The sequence below is a fragment of the Bradyrhizobium sp. BR 10261 genome, assembly GCF_019455395.1.
Lineage (GTDB): Bacteria > Pseudomonadota > Alphaproteobacteria > Rhizobiales > Xanthobacteraceae > Bradyrhizobium > Bradyrhizobium manausense.
In genome coordinates this window covers 45,659-63,370 of the sequence record NZ_JACOFQ010000028.1, presented here as the reverse complement: position 1 = coordinate 63,370, position 17,712 = coordinate 45,659, and the positions used below count along the sequence as shown (strand labels likewise).

Below are 17,712 nucleotides of genomic sequence, written 5' to 3'. Positions count from 1 at the left end.
CAAAAACCCTTCTCAGAACACCGTGAAGAGGACTTCACCGCCCACGTTCGCTTCACGCGCACTGTGGTCGGCCATGATCCCCTTCGGCGTCGACAACACCGAAATACCGAGCCCGTTATTGACCCGCGGCAGGTTCTTCACCGAGGCGTACACGCGACGCCCGGGCTTGGAGACACGTTCGATCTCGCGGATGACGGGCTCGCCGTCGAAATACTTCAGCTCGATCTCGATCTCGCTGCGGCCCGAGGCGTGCTCGAGGGTCGCGTAACCGCGGATATAGCCCTCGCTCTTGAGCACTTCGAGGACGTTCTCGCGCATCTTCGAGCCCGGCGTGGAGACCTTGCTCTTGGCGCGCATCTGCGCGTTGCGGATGCGGGTGATCAGATCGCTGATTGGATCGTGCGTAGACATCTAAACGACCCTCCTTACCAGCTCGACTTCACGAGGCCCGGGACCATGCCCTTGGAGCCAAGGTCGCGGAGCGCGATACGGGACAGCTTGTTCTTGCGATAGTTCGAGCGCGGGCGGCCCGACAGCTCGCAACGCAGACGGATGCGGGTGGCCGACGAATTGCGCGGCATTTCCGCAAGCTTCAGGGTCGCGGCGAACCGCTCCTCCATCGGCAGCGTCTTGTCGGCGATGATCGCCTTCAACCGCTCGCGCTTCGGGGCGGCGTTCTTCACCATCCGCTTGCGCCGGTTGTTCTTCTCGACTGAACTCTTCTTTGCCATGCTTGGCTCCTGGGTATCCGCGTTTGAGAGGCTTTAGGTCAGCGTCTCACTGCCGGAACGGGAAATTGAAAGCGGTCAACAAGGCCCTCGCCTCTTCGTCGGTCTTGGCCGTGGTGCAGACGGTGATGTCCATACCGCGGGCTTCCGTGACCTTGTCGAAGTCGATCTCGGGGAAAATGATGTGCTCCTTGATGCCGAGCGAGTAGTTGCCGCGGCCGTCAAAGCTCTTCGGGTTCAGGCCGCGGAAGTCGCGGACGCGCGGCAGCGCGACGTTGACCAGGCGATCGATGAACTCGTACATGCGGGCCTTGCGCAGCGTCACCTTGCAGCCGATCGGCTGGTTCTCACGCAGCTTGAAGGTCGCGATCGCGATCCGCGAGTAGGTCACGATCGCCTTCTGGCCGGCGATCTGGGTCAGCTCGGCAGCGGCGGTCTCGGCCTTCTTGCGGTCGTTGACGGAATCGCCAACGCCCATGTTCAGCACGACCTTGTCCAGACGCGGAACCTGCATGACGTTCTGATAACCGAACTTCTCGGTCAACGCCGTGCGGATCTTCGCATCGTATTCCGCGCGCAGGCGCGGGGTGTAAGCGGTCTCAGCCATCGATCTCAGCTCCCGAGCTCTTGGCGATGCGAACCTTCTTGCCGTCCGCCAGAATCTTGAATCCGACGCGGGTCGGCTTTCCGTCCTTGCCGACATACGCGATGTTGGACAGTTGGATCGGCGCCTCTTTCGAGATGATGCCGCCCTCCTGGGCCTGCGTCTGCTTCTGGTGACGCTTGACCATGTTGATGCCGCGCACGAGCGCCGTGCCGGCGTCGGGGCGAACTTCGAACACTTCGCCGGTGCGGCCCTTGTCGCGACCGGTCAGCACGACGACCTTGTCGCCCTTGCGGATCTTCGCAGCCATCACAGCACCTCCGGCGCGAGCGAAATGATCTTCATGTGGTTCTTCGCACGCAGCTCGCGCGGCACGGGCCCGAAGATACGGGTGCCGACCGGCTCGGCCTGGTTGTTGATCAGGACGGCGGCGTTGCGGTCGAAGCGGATGACCGAACCGTCGGCGCGGCGGATGTCCTTGCGGACGCGCACCACGACGGCCTTCATCACGTCGCCCTTCTTCACCTTGCCACGCGGAATGGCTTCCTTGATCGAGACGACGATGATGTCGCCGATCGTGGCGTAGCGGCGCTTGGAGCCTCCGAGCACCTTGATACACATGACACGGCGTGCGCCGGAATTATCGGCCACGTCGAGGTTGGTCTGCATCTGAATCATTGATGCACCTCGTCCTCTTTCTATTTGCGCCAGCCTAGCCGGCGCTCAACATTTCCCTGAAGTCAGTCGGCCAAATGAACGGCCGAGGCCAACAGATCAGGCGCTTTTCTTGTGTTCGCCCCGGATCACGATCCAGCACTTCAACTTCGAGATCGGCTTGGTCTCTTCGATCCAGACCATGTCGCCCGGCTTGAACTCGTTGTTCTCGTCGTGCGCGTGGTAGTTCTTCGAACGGCGGATCGTCTTCTTGTAGATCGGGTGCGTGAAGCGGCGATCGACGCGCACCACGACGGTCTTGGCAGTCTTGTCGCTGACGACCACGCCTTGCAAAGTACGTTTCGGCATATCCGTTAGCCCCTTACTTCTTCTTCGCGCGCTGCTGCGCGGCGACGGTCTTGATCCGGGCGATGTCGCGGCGAGCCTCGCGCAGACGCGAGGTGTTCTCGAGCTGCCCGGTGGCACGCTGGAAGCGCAGGTTGAAGCGCTCCTTCTTCAGGTTCAGGACGGCATCGTCCTGCTGGTCGGGGCTCATCGCGCGGATGTCTTCGATCTTCATCTGGGCCATGGCCATTACTCCGCAATGCGCTCGACGAAGCGCGTCTTGATCGGCAGCTTGGCGGCCGCGAGCGTCAGCGCTTCGCGCGCCGTCTGGGTGTTGACGCCGTCGATCTCGAACAGCACCCGGCCCGGCTTGACGCGGGCGACCCACAATTCCGGCGAACCCTTGCCGGAGCCCATGCGGACTTCGGCCGGCTTCTTCGACACCGGAACGTCGGGGAACACGCGGATCCAGACCCGGCCGGCGCGCTTCATGTGGCGGGTCAGCGCGCGGCGGGCGGCTTCGATCTGGCGCGCGGTGACGCGCTCCGGCTCGGTCGCCTTCAGGCCGAACTGGCCGAACGCCAACGTCGCACCCGACGACGCAACGCCGTGGATACGGCCCTTATGCGCCTTCCGGAACTTCGTTTTCTTAGGTTGCATCATGGCTTTAAGCCCTCAAATTCCTGTGCTGATCAGGCCGCAGCCGTATCGCGGCGCTGACGGCCACCGCGATCACCACTGCCACCCGTCTCGCCCTCGGCCATTCTCTTGTCCTGGGCCATCGGATCGTGCTCGAGGATCTCGCCCTTGAAGATCCAGACCTTGACGCCGCAGGTGCCAAAGGTCGTGAACGCGGTCGCAACGCCGTAGTCGATGTCGGCGCGCAGCGTGTGCAGCGGCACGCGGCCTTCGCGGTACCACTCCATGCGCGCGATTTCCGCACCGCCCAGGCGTCCCGAGCAGTTGATGCGGATGCCTTCCGCGCCGAGACGCATCGCCGACTGCACGGCGCGCTTCATGGCACGGCGGAACGCCACGCGGCGCTCCAGCTGCTGCGCGATCGACTCGGCCACCAGCGTCGCATCGAGCTCCGGCTTGCGGATTTCGACGATGTTGATGACGACGTCGGACGAGGTGATGTCCGCAACCTTCTTGCGCAGCTTGTCGATGTCCGCGCCCTTCTTGCCGATCACCACGCCCGGACGAGCCGAGTGGATGGTGACGCGGCACTTCTTGTGCGGACGCTCGATCACGATGCGGGCGACGGCCGCCTGCTTGAGCTCCTTATGCAGGATCTCGCGGATCTTGACGTCCTCGTGCAGCAGCTTGCCGTATTCCTGCTTGCCGGCGAACCAGCGGGAATCCCAGGTCCGGTTGATGCCGAGACGCAGACCGATCGGATTGATCTTTTGACCCATCGTTTTCTCCTGCGACCCTTAAGCCGCTGCTGCTTCGGCTTCGACCTGACGAACAATGATCGTCAGCTGCGAAAATGGTTTGTAGACACGGCCCGAACGGCCACGGCCGCGGGCGGCAAAGCGCTTCATCACGAGGCCATTGCCGACGAAGGCCTGCGCCACGACGAGATCATCGACGTCGAGGTCGTGGTTGTTCTCGGCATTGGCGATCGCCGATTCCAGGCACTTCTTCACGTCGACCGCGATCCGCTTGCGCGAGAACTGCAGGTCGGCGAGCGCGGCGGAAGCCTTCCGGCCGCGAATGAGCTGGGCGACCAGGTTGAGCTTCTGCGGGCTCACCCGCAGCATCCGGGCGACCGCCTTGGCCTCGTTCTCGGCGAGGCTCCGTTCGCGCTTAGGTTTGCTCATCGTTTAATCCTCAAGCCTTCTTGGCTTTCTTGTCGCCGGAGTGGCCATGGAAGGTCCGGGTCGGCGAGAACTCGCCGAACTTGTGACCGACCATTTCCTCGTTGACGGCCACCGGCACGTGCTTCTGACCGTTGTAGACGCCGAAGGTCAGGCCGACGAATTGCGGCAGGATCGTCGAGCGACGGCTCCAGATCTTGATGACGTCGTGACGGCCGGACGCGCGGGCCGCATCTGCCTTCTTGAGCAGAGAACCCTCGACGAACGGGCCTTTCCAGACTGAACGAACCATGTCCGGCGTTCCTTACTTCTTCCGCTTGTGGCGGCTTAGGAGAATGAATTTGTTGGTCGACTTGTTGGTACGGGTCTTCTTGCCCTTGGTCGGCTTGCCCCACGGAGTGACCGGGTGGCGACCGCCCGAGGTGCGACCTTCACCACCGCCGTGCGGATGGTCGATCGGGTTCATGGCGACACCGCGGTTGTGCGGGCGACGGCCCATCCAACGCTTGCGACCGGCCTTGCCGATCGAGGTGTTCATGTGGTCCGGGTTCGACACCGCGCCGATCGTGCCGCGGCAACGGCCGTGCACCAGGCGCTGCTCACCCGAGTTGAGGCGGATGATGACGTAGTCCTGGTCGCGGCCCACCAGCTGGGCGTAGGTTCCGGCGGAACGGGCGAGCTGGCCGCCCTTCCCGATCTTGACCTCGATGTTGTGGATGATCGTGCCGACCGGCATGTTACCGAGCGGCATGACGTTGCCCGGCTTCACGTCGACATAGTTGCCGGCGACGATGGTGTCACCCACGGCCAGGCGCTGCGGCGCCAGGATGTAGGCCTGCTCGCCGTCCTGATACTTGATCAGGGCGATGAAGCCGGTGCGGTTCGGATCGTACTCCAGCCGCTCGACGGTCGCGGGAACGTCGATCTTCTCGCGCTTGAAGTCGACGGTGCGCAGCGTCTGCTTGTGGCCACCGCCACGGAAGCGCACGGTGATGCGGCCGGTGTTGTTGCGGCCACCCGACGACTTCTTGCCTTCGGTGAGCGCCTTGAGCGGCTTGCCCTTGTAGAGCGCCGAACGATCGACCATCACCAGCTGGCGCTGGCCCGGCGTCGTGGGATTGAATGTCTTCAGTGCCATCGTCGTGCGACCTTACAGACCGGTGGTGACGTCGATCCGGTGGCCCTCTTCGAGGGTCACGATCGCGCGCTTGGTGTTCGACTGCGAGCCGAGATTGCCGCGGAAGACCTTGACCTTGCCCTTGCGGACCAGCGTGTTGACGCTCTTGACCTTGACGTCGAAGAGCTTCTCGACCGCTTCCTTGATCTGCGGCTTGGTCGCCTTGGCGGCCACCTTGAACAGGACCTTGTTGTGCTCGGACGCCAGCGTCGCCTTTTCGGTGACGACAGGGGCGACGATCACGTCGTAGTGCCGAGGCTCGATGTTCTTGCTCATTTGAAGCGCGCCTCCAGCGCATCGATGGCGGCCTTGGTCAGAACGAGCTTCTGACGGCGCAGGATGTCATAGACATTGATGCCCTGGATCGGCAGCACGTCCATGTTCGGGATGTTGCGGGCCGCAGCGGCGAAGCCGTTGTTGAGCTCGGCGCCGTCGATGATCAGCGCGTTGGTGAGCCCGAGGCCCGAGAAGTGACCAAGCAGCGCCTTGGTCTTGGCGGCTTCCAGCGCGGCCTTCTCGATCACGAGCAGATCGCCGTCCTTGGCCTTGGCCGACAGCGCATGCTTGAGAGCAAGCGCGCGGACCTTCTTCGGCAGGTCGGTGGCGTGCGAACGCACGACCGGACCGAACGCACGACCGCCGCCGCGGAACTGCGGCACGCGGGCCGAGCCGTGACGAGCACCGCCGGTGCCCTTCTGCTTGTACATCTTCTTGCCGGTGCGCCAGATCTCGGCGCGGCCCTTGGCCTTGTGCGTACCGGCCTGGCGCTTGTTGAGCTGCCACTGCACGCAACGCGCAATGATGTCCTGGCGCGGCTCGAGGCCGAAAATGGCGTCGGACAGCTGGACCGAGCCAGCTTCCTTACCCTCAAGGGTGGTGACCTTCAGTTCCATCTCACGCACCCTCTTGCTGGGCCGCAGCCTCGGCTTCGCCGCCCGCAACCTTGAACTTGCCGGGCTTCGGAGCTTCCTTCGGCAGCGGCTTCTTGACGGCGTCGCGCACGCGGATCCAGCCGCCCTTGGAGCCGGGAACGGCGCCTTCGACGAGGATCAGGCCACGCTCGACATCGGTCTGGACGACGCGAAGGTTCAGCGTGGTGATGCGATCGACACCCATGTGGCCGGGCATCTTCTTGTTCTTCCAGGTCTTGCCGGGGTCCTGACGACCACCGGTCGAACCGATCGAACGGTGCGAGACCGACACGCCGTGCGTGGCGCGCAGACCGCCGAAATTCCAGCGCTTCATGCCGCCGGCGAAGCCCTTACCGACCGAAGTGCCGGTGACGTCGACGAACTGGCCGACGACGAAATGATCGGCCTGGATCTCGGCGCCAACGGGGATCATGGCGTCCGCGGTGACGCGAAACTCCTCGACCTGGCGCTTCGGCTCGACCTTGGCGACCGCGAACTGGCCGCGCTCCGCCTTGGGCATGTACACGGTCTTGCGGCTGCCAGAACCCAGCTGGAGCGCGACATAACCGTTCTTCTCTTCAGTGCGGTGGCCTACGACCTGGCAATTGCCGAGCTTCAGCACGGTCACGGGGATATGTTCGCCGGCCTCTGTAAAGACCCGCGTCATCCCGACCTTTTGTGCGATCACTCCGGAGCGCATCGGCGTGCTTCCTGTTCTTTCTGTCCGCTAGGTGCGAACGTGATCCAAAATCTTAGAGCTTGATCTCGACGTCGACACCGGCGGCCAGGTCGAGCTTCATCAAAGCATCGACGGTCTGCGGGGTCGGATCGACGATGTCGAGCAGGCGCTTGTGAGTGCGCATCTCGAACTGTTCGCGGCTCTTCTTGTCGACGTGCGGCGAACGGTTGACGGTGAACTTCTCGATGCGGGTGGGCAGCGGAATGGGTCCGCGGACCTGCGCACCGGTGCGCTTCGCCGTGTTCACGATCTCGCGGGTCGACGTATCGAGGATACGATGGTCGAACGCCTTGAGACGGATACGAATGTTTTGGCCGTTCATTGCCGTGGTCTCTCTTTAGTGGGGGGTGGCGAATAGCGAATAGCGAATGTCCCCATTCGCTACCCGCCAATCCCTATTCTCGTATTTACTCGATGATCGAGGCGACGACGCCGGCGCCGACGGTGCGGCCACCTTCGCGGATCGCGAAGCGCAGCTTCTCTTCCATCGCGATCGGCACGATCAGGTGCACTTCCATCGCGATGTTGTCGCCCGGCATCACCATCTCGGTACCTTCCGGCAGATGCACGACACCGGTCACGTCGGTGGTGCGGAAGTAGAACTGCGGACGATAGTTGGTGAAGAACGGGGTGTGGCGACCGCCCTCTTCCTTGGTGAGGATGTAAGCCTCGGCCTTGAACTTGGTGTGCGGCTTGACCGAACCCGGCTTGCACAGCACCTGGCCGCGCTCGACGTCTTCACGCTTGGTACCGCGGAGCAGCGCACCGATGTTGTCGCCGGCCTGGCCCTGATCGAGCAGCTTGCGGAACATTTCGACGCCGGTGACGGTGGTCTTCTGGGTGGCGCGGAGACCGACGATCTCGATTTCCTCGCCGACCTTGACGACGCCGCGCTCGACACGGCCGGTCACGACGGTGCCGCGGCCCGAGATCGAGAACACGTCTTCAACCGGCATCAGGAACGGCTGGTCGATCGGACGCTCCGGCTGCGGGATGTAGCTGTCGACGTTCTTCATCAGCTCGAGGATGGCGTCGTGGCCCAGCTTCTTGTCCGAATCTTCGAGGGCGGCGAGAGCCGAACCCTTGATGATCGGGATCTTGTCGCCCGGGAAGTCGTACTTGGAGAGCAGCTCGCGAACCTCGAGCTCGACGAGTTCGAGCAGCTCCGGATCGTCGACCATGTCGCACTTGTTGAGGAACACGACGAGCGCGGGCACGCCGACCTGGCGGGCGAGCAGGATGTGCTCGCGGGTCTGCGGCATCGGGCCGTCAGCAGCCGACACGACCAGGATCGCACCGTCCATCTGGGCGGCGCCGGTGATCATGTTCTTCACGTAGTCGGCGTGGCCGGGGCAGTCGACGTGCGCGTAGTGGCGGTTCGGCGTCTCGTACTCGACGTGCGCGGTCGAGATGGTGATGCCGCGCGCCTTCTCTTCCGGCGCCTTGTCGATCTGGTCGTACGCGGTGAACGTCGCACCGCCGGCTTCGGCGAGAACCTTGGTGATCGCCGCGGTCAGCGACGTCTTGCCATGGTCGACGTGACCGATGGTGCCGATGTTGCAGTGCGGCTTGGTACGTTCAAACTTTGCTTTGGCCATTTGACTCTCCGTTCAATCGTCAGCTCTAGACCGACGACAATCAGGCAAACTTCTTTTGGACTTCCGCCGACACGTTGGCCGGCGCTTCTGCGTAGTGATCGAACTGCATGGTGAAGGTCGCGCGGCCCTGGCTCATCGAGCGCAGGTTGTTCACGTAACCGAACATGTTCATGAGCGGCACCATCGCATTGATGACGTTGGCGTTGCCGCGCATGTCCTGGCCCTGGATCTGACCGCGCCGGGAATTCAGGTCGCCGATGACCGAACCGGTATAGTCCTCCGGGGTCACCACTTCGACCTTCATGATCGGCTCGAGCAGTACGGACTTGCCCATCTGCAGCGCTTCGCGGAAGCAGGCGCGCGAAGCGATTTCGAAGGCCAGCGCCGACGAGTCAACGTCGTGATACTTGCCGTCGACGAGCGTCACCTTGACGTCGACCACGGGGAAGCCCGCGACCACGCCGGACGACAGCACGCTCTCCAGACCCTTCTCGACGCCGGGAATGTATTCCTTCGGCACCGCGCCGCCGACGATCTTCGATTCGAACTCGTAGCCCTTGCCGGGCTCATTCGGCTCGACGATGAACGATACGGCCGCGAACTGGCCGGTACCGCCGGTCTGCTTCTTGTGGGTGTAGCTGTGCTCGACGCGCTTGGTGATGCGCTCGCGGAACGCCACCTGCGGCGCGCCGATGTTGGCATCGACCTTGTAGGTACGCTTGAGGATGTCGACCTTGATGTCGAGGTGGAGTTCGCCCATGCCCTTGAGGATGGTCTGGCCGGACTCGTGGTCGGTCGACACCCGGAAGGACGGATCCTCCGCGGCGAGCTTGGCCAGCGCCACGCCCAGCTTCTCCTGGTCGGCCTTGGACTTCGGCTCGATCGCGATCTCGATGACCGGCTCGGGGAATTCCATCTTCTCCAGGATCACCTGCTTGTCGGGATCGCACAACGTGTCACCGGTGCGCGCTTCCTTCAGGCCGGCCAGCGCGACGATGTCGCCGGCATAGGCTTCCTTGATGTCTTCGCGGTTGTTCGCATGCATCAAGAGCATGCGCCCGATGCGCTCCTTCTTCTCGCGGGTCGAGTTCACGACGCCGGTGCCGCTCTGCAGAACGCCGGAGTAGATGCGGCAGAAGGTGATGGTGCCGACGAACGGGTCGTCCATGATCTTGAACGCGAGCAGAGCCAGCGGCTCCTTGTCGTCCGCCTTGCGCACGACCTCGTTGCCCTTGTCGTCGGTGCCCTTGATCGCAGGCACGTCGAGCGGCGACGGCAGATAGTCGACGACCGCGTCGAGCAGCGGCTGCACGCCCTTGTTCTTGAAGGCCGAGCCGCACAGCACGGGATAGAACGCGCCGGTCAGCACCGCCTTGCGGATCAGGCGCTTCAGGGTCGCCTCGTCCGGCTCCTTGCCGTCGAGGTAAGCGGCCATGGCGTCGTCGTCGAGCTCGACGGCGGCTTCCACCATCTTCTCGCGGTATTCCTTGGCCTGGTCGACGAGGTCTTCCGGAATGTCGACATAGTCGAACTTCGCACCGAGCGACTCGTCGTTCCAGACGACGCCCTTCATCTTCACGAGGTCGACGAGACCCTTGAAGTTGTTCTCGGCACCGATCGGAAGCTGGATCGCGACGGGCTTGGCACCCAGACGGTCGACGATGTCGGCCAGACATTTGAAGAAGTCGGCACCGATCTTGTCCATCTTGTTGGCGAAGACGATGCGCGGAACCTTGTACTTGTCGCCCTGGCGCCAGACGGTCTCGGTCTGGGGCTCAACACCCTGGTTCGAGTCGAGCACGCAGACGGCGCCGTCGAGCACGCGCAAGCTGCGCTCGACTTCGATGGTGAAGTCGACGTGGCCGGGAGTGTCGATGATGTTCAGGCGCTTGCCATTCCAGAACGCGGTGGTCGCAGCCGAGGTGATCGTGATGCCACGCTCCTGCTCCTGCTCCATCCAGTCCATCGTCGCGGCACCTTCGTGCACTTCGCCGATCTTGTGGCTTTTGCCGGTATAATAGAGGATGCGCTCGGTCGTCGTCGTCTTGCCGGCGTCGATATGCGCCATGATACCGAAGTTACGGTAGTCCTCGATGGCATGTTGGCGGGGCATGGGGTGTTCCTTGCGAGTCCGTTTGGTTCGCCGTTACCAGCGATAATGCGAGAAGGCGCGGTTGGCTTCTGCCATCCGGTGCACGTCTTCACGCTTCTTGACGGCGTTCCCGCGGTTGTTCGATGCGTCCAGCAGCTCTGCCGAGAGGCGCTCGGTCATGGTCTTCTCGTTGCGCTCGCGTGCAGCCGAGATCAGCCAGCGGATGCCCAGCGCCTGACGGCGGGTCGAGCGAACTTCGACCGGAACCTGATAGGTCGCACCGCCGACGCGGCGGGACCGCACCTCGATCGTCGGCATGACGTTCTCGAGCGCCTGCTCGAACACGCCGAGCGGGTTCTGCTTGGTCTTGGATTCGATGATGCCGAACGCACCGTAGACGATGCCTTCCGCGACCGACTTCTTGCCGGCGTACATCACCGAGTTCATGAACTTCGTGACGATGATGTTCCCGAACTTCGGATCGGGAAGAACTTCGCGCTTTTCCGCTGAGTGGCGACGAGACATTGAGCTGGTTCCCGCTTACTTCGGACGCTTCGCGCCGTACTTCGAACGACGCTGCTTACGGTTCTTGACGCCCTGGGTATCCAGAACGCCGCGGAGGATGTGGTAGCGCACGCCGGGCAAGTCCTTGACGCGGCCGCCGCGGATCATGACCACCGAGTGCTCCTGAAGGTTATGGCCCTCACCCGGGATGTAGCCGATCACCTCGAAACCGTTGGTCAGACGCACCTTGGCGACCTTACGAAGCGCCGAGTTCGGCTTCTTCGGGGTCGTGGTGTAGACGCGCGTGCAAACGCCACGCTTCTGCGGCGACTGCTGCAGCGCTGGCACCTTCTTGCGCGACTTCTGCACTTCACGCGGTTGAGCGATCAGCTGGTTGATCGTCGGCATCCTGGCCTTACCCTTTGTTATCGCAGCCCCTTACGGGTCCGCTGTCTTGCCGCGAGCCCGTTGCCGGGACCGCAAATTCTTGTCGCGCTACCCGCCCGACGAGGCCGCCTCGCACGGGAACAATCCGCACAAAGCGAAATCGCGCCAACCGCTCCATCGCTGAGCGGAAAGCGCTTCGACGCCACAGAGGACCGCAGTCTTTGGGCCGATCAGCGTAAAGCGACGGCCCGCGCACCGAGGTCATGCATCCGAATTCGGCCTCGCGAGAACATGCTCGGAAGACCTAAAATCGCACTGGCATTGCCTAGCTATTATCGACAGCGTTTGAGCGGCATTCGTCGAGGTTGGTGCCCGTCTTTGCGACCCCTCAGGGATCAAACGGGTAGCCCGTTCCGACGTTGGCGATGCTCACCGCCTGTCGTTAAGTGAGGCGCTTTCTATAAGTGAGAATCGTTCAAGTCAAGGCGAAACCACAGTCACAAAGCGCTTCTCGCGCCTTCAGAAATTGCCTGTGGGCGCCCTCACAGCGCATCCCGGATATGGGAACGAAGCCCCTGCTCCGCCAGCCTCAGACCAATTTTTACCCGGATTAAATGTACTTTTATAACCAACGCTAAGGCTTTTTTTCTGTTCACGCGTCAATCTGCCCACTTTCGGCAGAGGCAAGCGCGATGCGGTACACCGATATTGCCATCATTGGCGGGGGACTTGCCGGCTCGACCGCCGCCGCAATGCTCGGGCGTGCCGGCGCTTCAGCCGTGCTGATCGACCCGCGCGAGACCTATCCGGCCGATTTTCGTGTCGAGAAGCTCAGCGGTCACGCGCAGCTCGAGCGATTCCAGCGCACGGGAATCGCCGACTCAGTGCTGCGCCGCGCGACTTTCTCCGGCAAGAACTGGATCGCACGGTTCGGCCATCTGCTCGACAAGGCGCCGAGCCGGCAGTTCAACCTCCTCTATGATTCCCTGGTCAACGCGATCCGGGACGAGATTCCCGGCACCGTCGAGCGAATCTGGACCAAGGCGGTATCGGTCGAGACCAGCCCCGAACGGCAGAGGGTAGCGCTCGCCAATGACGAGACGATTTCCGCCCGCCTTGTCGTGCTCACCAACGGTCTGAATGTCGGCTTGCGGCACCAGCTCGGCATCAGCAGAAACATCATCAGCGCCTGCCATTCGATCTCGATCGGGTTCGATGTGGCGCCGGCCGGGCGGAACGCGTTCGACTTCCCGGCGCTGACTTATTCCTCCGAGCAGCCGAGCGACCGTATTGCCTACATCTCGCTGTTTCCGATCGGCACGCGGATGCGGGCCAATCTGTTCGTCTATCGCAGCTTTGACGATCCCTGGCTGGACGAATTCCGCCGCGCGCCGGCCGAGACCTTGAACGCCGCCCTGCCGCGGCTCAAGTGCATCACCGGCGCCTTCGACATCTTGGGCGAGGTGAAGATTCGCCCGGTCGATCTCTATGTGAACAATGCCAGCGATCAACCCGGCGTGGTGCTGGCGGGCGATGCCTACGCAACCTCCTGCCCGGCTGCGGGCACGGGTTGCGACAAGGTGTTCACGGACGTCGAGCGACTCTGCAACATCTATATCCCGCAATGGCTGGCGTCGGACGGGATGGATGCGAACAAGATCGCCGCCTTCTACGCTGATCCCGTCAAGCAGGCCTGCGATGAATGGTCGGCGGCGAAAGCCTTCGACTTCCGCTCGGTTTCGATTGCGACGAGCCCCTACTGGACAGCGCAGCGCTGGGCGCGTTTCATGGCTTGGTCGACCCAGGGATTATTGCGGCGGCTCGGAGGCGCTGTCGACCTGGAGCCGAACTTCCTCGGTCACTCCTCGTCCTCGTCGAGGTCCTCATCGTCCTCGTCGTCATCACTGTCATCGTCAGCCTGAGCGGCCACGCCGTGCGGCTGGTGGATCTGGTCGTTCCACAGCTTGCGATAGGTGCCGTTCTTGGCGAGCAGATCGGCATGCGAACCGCGCTCGATCGCCCTGCCCCCTGAAATCACGATGATCTCGTCCATCTCGACCACCGACGTCAGGCGATGGGTCGACCAGATCATGGTGCGGCCCTTGGCGACCTTCAGCAACGTGCGGTTGATCGCGGCCTCCGTGGTCTGGTCGAGCGCCGAGGTCGCCTCGTCGAGCAGCAGCACGGACGGATTGCGGATGACCGCGCGCGCGATCGCAATGCGCTGGCGCTGGCCGCCTGAGAGTGTATCACCGCGCTCGCCGACCGGGGTGTCGTAGCGCTGCGGCAGGCTCATGATGTAGCGGTGGATCTCGGCCTTCTTGGCCGCCTCCTCCACCTCATCATCGGTCGCGCCCTCCTTGCCGAGCCGGATGTTCTCGCGGATCGACATGTTGAACAGCATGTTCTCCTGGAACACCACCGCCATGCTCCGGCGCAGCGAATCCCGCGTCACCTTGCGGACGTCGACACCGTCGATGGTGACGCGGCCCTCGTCCGGCACGTAGAGCCGCAGGATCAGGTTGAGCAGCGTGCTCTTGCCGGAGCCCGAGGGGCCGACAATGGCGATGCGCTTGCCGGCGTTGAGCCTGAGGCTGAGATTGTCCAGCACCGGAGTCTGCGCGCCCTCGTACTGGAACGTCACGTGGTCGAAGGTGATGTCGTGGGTGATGCGCGGCAGATCGGGCGCGCCGGGACGGTCGGCAGCGCGGGTGGGCTCGTCCAGCAACTCCTGCATATGGCGGATCGCGGCGGCCGAGGAGATCGACACCGGGATGAAGTGCATCACATGGGCGATGTTGTAGGAGACCTCCCAGAATGCGCTCTCGAAAGTGACGAAAGTTCCGATGGTGATCTGGCCCTTGGTGGCCAGATAAGCGCCGATCGCGAGCACGACGAGGTGCAGCAACAGCACCGAGATGGTGACGGTGCGCTCCACCATCGTCGACAGGAACCCGGCAGCCGCGATCTTGTTGCGGGTCTCGTCGTTGCGGAAGCTGAAGAAACCGAACATCTTGCGTTGCAGGCTGAAGGCCTTGATCACGGCCTGCGCCGCCACGTTCTCCTGGACCATGCCGAGCAGCGCACTTTCGTTGAGCTTCTGCTCGTAATTGGCCTGCACCGCCTTCGGCGTCAGGATACGTGGACCGATCAGCGTGATCGGGAACACCAGCAGCGCGACGACTGCGAGCTGCCAGTTCAGGAACAGCATCAGGATAATGCCGGCGATCAACTCCAGGAACGGCAGCGCGGCGCTGTTGGTGAAGGTTTTGACCGAGCCTTCGAAGGCCGAGAGGTCGACCGAGAAGCGCGACAGGATCTCGCCGCGCTTGGTGCGGCCGAAATAGGCGGCGGGCAGGTCCTGAACGTGCTCGAACAGGCGTTTGCGGACATCGGAGATGACGCAGGCGGCGAGCCGCGCGTCCCAGCGTTCGTACCAGACCGCGACGATCGACGTGAAGATACCGGCGGCCGCGAGCACGCCGAGGATCTTGTACAGCGCCTGGAAATCCTCCTCGCCGAGCGCGTCGTCGATCAGGAACTTCAGGCTGAGGGGCATGATGACGTTGAACAGCGTCTCGACCAGAACGCCGAACGCCACATAGCCCAGGATGCGCTTGTAGTTGGACAGGAAGGGCTTGACGAAACCCAGGATGGTCGCGAGCGCGCCGGCGGCTTCGCGCGCAGTGAAGACGACGAGATCCTCATCATCATCGTCATCGTCGAGCTCAAGCTCGTCATCATCCTCGTCTTCGTCGTCCTCGTCGTCTTCGAGGTCCGGCTTGATGCTGGAGGCGAGCTTGTCGTCGAGCTCGGCCGCCTCTTGCGCGGCGAGCTTCTGTTTGTCGGGAGAAACGGGCCTGGACGCCATGAAACCAACCGATGCTGACGGCCGGCATGACCGCAGAGAAAGCAGAAAATAGCGGAAACCGCTATTTGCACCGATTCTATGCGATCAGGATGAATTCGGCAAAGCAATTGGCGAATTCATTCCGCCTTGAAATGCTAGTCGTCGTCTTCGTCCTCGACCTTGTCGAAGAAGGAATAGCGCAAGCTGTCGGCGTCGGCATACCACTGGCCCGGGCCCTTGCCTGCGGCGAGCGTCGCGGTCCAGAGCGCATCGGTGCAATCCTTGCGGTGCATCGACAGGTCGAAGCCGTTGCCGAAGAACAGCTCGGACCATTCCCACCACGTGCCGAGCTTCTTGACCCCGCGCAGGAGGTCATAGCGGTCGATCACGGCTGGGGCCATGTCCGAGGTGACCGAGCCGAACACGAGTCCGGTCTTGACCACGCGGTTGAGCTCACGGATCGCGCGGACCACCTGCTTCGGGGCAATGTGACAGAGGCAGGTCTCGAACACGAAATCGAACGAGCCATCCTTGAAGGGCATGTCGGTGATCGAGCCGAGTTTGTTGTACTTCTTCAGCGCCTTCGGCGTCCTGGCGTGGATGGCGCGGTTGTTCTCGATGCCGAAGGCATCGATGCCGCGCTCGCGCAGCGCGCCGACAAGCTCGCCGCTGGCGGAGCCCGCGACCAGGAGCTTTGTGCCCTTGGCCCTGCCCCAGACAATGCCGATCAGCTTGGTCAGATAGTCGGGATCGGTGAAGTGGCTCCACGCCTCGCTATAGGGGCCGAGGCCGCGATAATTCTCGAAATAGTCGCGATCGATCTTGTCGGAGATCGGCTCGCCCTTTTGCTGCGCGCGCTCACGGCGCAGCCGCATCATCTCGGTCAGGATGATGTCGGTCGCCGCATCCGAGGAATCGAGCAGGCCGTTCAGCGTGGAATCGAACAGATAGTCGCCGACCACGACGATCCCAGGATGTTCCTTCGGCTCGGGCCGGTGATTGGTCATGACGTCGCGCACGGGCAGACCGCCCGGTATCGCATTGACCGAGGACAGCCAGCGGTGGATCTTGCCTTCCATGAAGTGCGCACGGGCATCGCCGAGCGAGGCTGGGAGCGATTTCAGCGCGGCGTCGATCAGCTCCTGGTCAGACAGATTGGCGAAGGCGAGCGCATCGGAGCCGGGAATCAGCCAGTTCAACACGCCGTGCTTGCCGACGTCGTGGCGCGCGCCCTCGTTATAGACGCAGCAGCCGCCAAAGGCTTCCGACATGAACCAGGCGCCGGGAATCATGTCGCCCCAGAACGGGCTATCGAACAGGATCGAGACGCGCAAATAATGCGCGGGACGGTCGAAATAAGCGACGTGCTTGACCATCGACTTGCGCAGCTGCTCGCCTTCCCAGCCCATCGTGGAGAGCCAGGAATGCGGCAGGCAGACCAGCACGAGATCGAAGTCGCGCGTCTCCGGCCCCTTCCCGTTCATCATCTTCAGCTGATAGCGGCCGGTCGGCGCCTTGCCGACGGCGAGCACGCGATGATTGAGCTGGATGTCGGCGTTGACCTCGGACTGCAGGCACTCGATCAGCTGCTCGTTGCCGTTCTGGATGGAGTAGAGGCCGATATAGCCGTCGACATCCATCAGATAGTTCTTGAGCGCGTTGAGGCCGTTGGTGTTGTGGCTTTCGGTCGCGATGTCCGAACGCGCCATCACCTTGAAGAAGCGCTTTGCGGTCTCGTCCTCGACCTCCTCGTCGAGCACCTGTTCGGCGGTCTTGTAGGCCCAGGGGTTCTCGTTGTCGTGCGCGCCGACGCCCTCGTAATATTCGATCGGTGACATCACTTCGGTGCAGCGCTTGCGGAACGCCTCGATTGCCGCTGCGGTCTTGGCGCCGTATTTGCGGCGCATGCCGGCGACGTCGTCGAGCAGCTCACCGCCGAACTGCACCTGCTCGGCGTCCATCGGAATGGTCTGCAGGCCGAAATGCTGGATCAGCTCGCGCAGCGGATCCGGGCCCGTCATCGAGTAGTCGTAGATCTCCGCAACGCCGGCCTCATACATCGCCGGCGCGGAATCGAATTTGCGCGTGACGATCTTGCCACCGAGCCGGTCGGAGGCCTCGAAGATGGTGATGCGGCAGAGATCGCCGAGCTTACGCTTCAGATACCAGGCGCTCATCAGCCCGCCGGGGCCGCCGCCTACGATTGCGAGATCAAGCATGTGAGTTCCGTGGTCTCCGGCCCTGCCCCCGTCACGGGACCACCGGTCTAAGCTCCCTTAGCAGAAGCGCTTTTCAGGCTG

General features: G+C 62.9%; 23 protein-coding genes. 1 reads left to right on the top strand and 22 read right to left on the bottom strand.

Annotated features, from left to right (window positions below; translation table 11 throughout):
• Nucleotides 1-12: 12 nt before the first annotated feature.
• From rpsH to rpsL, 20 genes are all read right to left on the bottom strand, one after another.
• Nucleotides 13-411 (bottom strand): 30S ribosomal protein S8, encoded by a 399-nt coding sequence (gene rpsH, locus HYH07_RS27900; protein ID WP_195803904.1) that lies wholly within the window; start codon nt 409-411, stop codon nt 13-15.
• 14 nt (nt 412-425) lie between these two features.
• Nucleotides 426-731 carry a 30S ribosomal protein S14 gene (gene rpsN, locus HYH07_RS27895; protein WP_057745473.1) on the bottom strand — a complete coding sequence of 102 codons (306 nt, stop codon included), beginning with the start codon at nt 729-731 and terminating at the stop codon, nt 426-428.
• A gap of 46 nt (nt 732-777) precedes the next feature.
• Entirely contained in the window at nt 778-1,335 is a 558-nt protein-coding gene (rplE, locus tag HYH07_RS27890) for a 50S ribosomal protein L5 (protein WP_057745478.1), read from the bottom strand.
• Entirely contained in the window at nt 1,328-1,642 is a 315-nt protein-coding gene (gene rplX / locus HYH07_RS27885) for a 50S ribosomal protein L24 (protein ID WP_011088142.1), read from the bottom strand. Before rplX ends, rplE begins: the two co-directional genes overlap by 8 nt.
• Complete coding sequence (rplN, locus tag HYH07_RS27880; protein WP_008549246.1) at nt 1,642-2,010, bottom strand: 50S ribosomal protein L14; 369 nt, start codon at nt 2,008-2,010, stop codon at nt 1,642-1,644. The genes rplX and rplN overlap by 1 nt, the downstream gene beginning before the upstream one ends.
• Before the next feature lie 96 nt (nt 2,011-2,106).
• Entirely contained in the window at nt 2,107-2,355 is a 249-nt protein-coding gene (gene rpsQ / locus HYH07_RS27875; protein WP_057745481.1) for a 30S ribosomal protein S17, read from the bottom strand.
• A 13-nt stretch (nt 2,356-2,368) separates the two neighbouring features.
• Nucleotides 2,369-2,575, bottom strand: coding sequence for a 50S ribosomal protein L29 (rpmC, locus tag HYH07_RS27870; RefSeq protein WP_027520957.1), 207 nt, complete (start codon nt 2,573-2,575; stop codon nt 2,369-2,371).
• A 5-nt stretch (nt 2,576-2,580) separates the two neighbouring features.
• The gene (gene rplP / locus HYH07_RS27865; protein WP_008136349.1) at nt 2,581-2,994 is read right to left on the bottom strand and encodes a 50S ribosomal protein L16; all 414 of its coding nucleotides are present in this window, start codon (nt 2,992-2,994) and stop codon (nt 2,581-2,583) included.
• Nucleotides 2,995-3,023: 29 nt separating this feature from the next.
• A complete protein-coding gene (gene rpsC / locus HYH07_RS27860; RefSeq protein ID WP_014494500.1) occupies nt 3,024-3,749 on the bottom strand; it encodes a 30S ribosomal protein S3 in 726 nt (241 codons plus the stop codon).
• Between the two features lie 18 nt (nt 3,750-3,767).
• The gene (rplV, locus tag HYH07_RS27855) at nt 3,768-4,157 is read right to left on the bottom strand and encodes a 50S ribosomal protein L22 (RefSeq protein ID WP_057745488.1); all 390 of its coding nucleotides are present in this window, start codon (nt 4,155-4,157) and stop codon (nt 3,768-3,770) included.
• 10 nt (nt 4,158-4,167) lie between these two features.
• Complete coding sequence (gene rpsS / locus HYH07_RS27850; protein ID WP_008136357.1) at nt 4,168-4,446, bottom strand: 30S ribosomal protein S19; 279 nt, start codon at nt 4,444-4,446, stop codon at nt 4,168-4,170.
• 12 nt (nt 4,447-4,458) lie between these two features.
• Nucleotides 4,459-5,292, bottom strand: coding sequence for a 50S ribosomal protein L2 (gene rplB / locus HYH07_RS27845; RefSeq protein WP_194467932.1), 834 nt, complete (start codon nt 5,290-5,292; stop codon nt 4,459-4,461).
• 12 nt (nt 5,293-5,304) lie between these two features.
• Nucleotides 5,305-5,607 carry a 50S ribosomal protein L23 gene (locus tag HYH07_RS27840; protein WP_057745495.1) on the bottom strand — a complete coding sequence of 101 codons (303 nt, stop codon included), beginning with the start codon at nt 5,605-5,607 and terminating at the stop codon, nt 5,305-5,307.
• Entirely contained in the window at nt 5,604-6,224 is a 621-nt protein-coding gene (gene rplD, locus HYH07_RS27835) for a 50S ribosomal protein L4 (protein WP_057745497.1), read from the bottom strand. The genes HYH07_RS27840 and rplD overlap by 4 nt, the downstream gene beginning before the upstream one ends.
• A gap of 1 nt (nt 6,225) precedes the next feature.
• Nucleotides 6,226-6,942, bottom strand: coding sequence for a 50S ribosomal protein L3 (rplC, locus tag HYH07_RS27830; RefSeq protein WP_220005475.1), 717 nt, complete (start codon nt 6,940-6,942; stop codon nt 6,226-6,228).
• Between the two features lie 52 nt (nt 6,943-6,994).
• Nucleotides 6,995-7,303, bottom strand: a complete 309-nt coding sequence (rpsJ, locus tag HYH07_RS27825; RefSeq protein ID WP_002712302.1) for a 30S ribosomal protein S10 — start codon at nt 7,301-7,303, stop codon at nt 6,995-6,997.
• An 85-nt stretch (nt 7,304-7,388) separates the two neighbouring features.
• Nucleotides 7,389-8,579 carry an elongation factor Tu gene (gene tuf, locus HYH07_RS27820; RefSeq protein WP_057745503.1) on the bottom strand — a complete coding sequence of 397 codons (1,191 nt, stop codon included), beginning with the start codon at nt 8,577-8,579 and terminating at the stop codon, nt 7,389-7,391.
• 40 nt (nt 8,580-8,619) lie between these two features.
• Nucleotides 8,620-10,692, bottom strand: coding sequence for an elongation factor G (fusA, locus tag HYH07_RS27815; RefSeq protein WP_057745506.1), 2,073 nt, complete (start codon nt 10,690-10,692; stop codon nt 8,620-8,622).
• A 33-nt stretch (nt 10,693-10,725) separates the two neighbouring features.
• Nucleotides 10,726-11,196, bottom strand: coding sequence for a 30S ribosomal protein S7 (rpsG, locus tag HYH07_RS27810; protein ID WP_008136420.1), 471 nt, complete (start codon nt 11,194-11,196; stop codon nt 10,726-10,728).
• Nucleotides 11,197-11,211: 15 nt separating this feature from the next.
• Nucleotides 11,212-11,583, bottom strand: a complete 372-nt coding sequence (gene rpsL, locus HYH07_RS27805; protein WP_007603006.1) for a 30S ribosomal protein S12 — start codon at nt 11,581-11,583, stop codon at nt 11,212-11,214.
• A gap of 671 nt (nt 11,584-12,254) precedes the next feature.
• Between rpsL and HYH07_RS27800 the strand changes: the two genes are divergently transcribed.
• Nucleotides 12,255-13,484, top strand: a complete 1,230-nt coding sequence (locus HYH07_RS27800) for an NAD(P)/FAD-dependent oxidoreductase (protein WP_220005474.1) — start codon at nt 12,255-12,257, stop codon at nt 13,482-13,484.
• On the opposite strand, the gene HYH07_RS27795 is transcribed toward HYH07_RS27800, so the two are convergent.
• A complete protein-coding gene (locus tag HYH07_RS27795; RefSeq protein ID WP_220005473.1) occupies nt 13,421-15,433 on the bottom strand; it encodes an ABC transporter ATP-binding protein in 2,013 nt (670 codons plus the stop codon). The genes HYH07_RS27800 and HYH07_RS27795 overlap by 64 nt on opposite strands.
• Before the next feature lie 134 nt (nt 15,434-15,567).
• Nucleotides 15,568-17,631, bottom strand: coding sequence for an FAD-dependent oxidoreductase (locus HYH07_RS27790; RefSeq protein ID WP_220005472.1), 2,064 nt, complete (start codon nt 17,629-17,631; stop codon nt 15,568-15,570).
• Between the last annotated feature and the right edge of the window lie 81 nt (nt 17,632-17,712).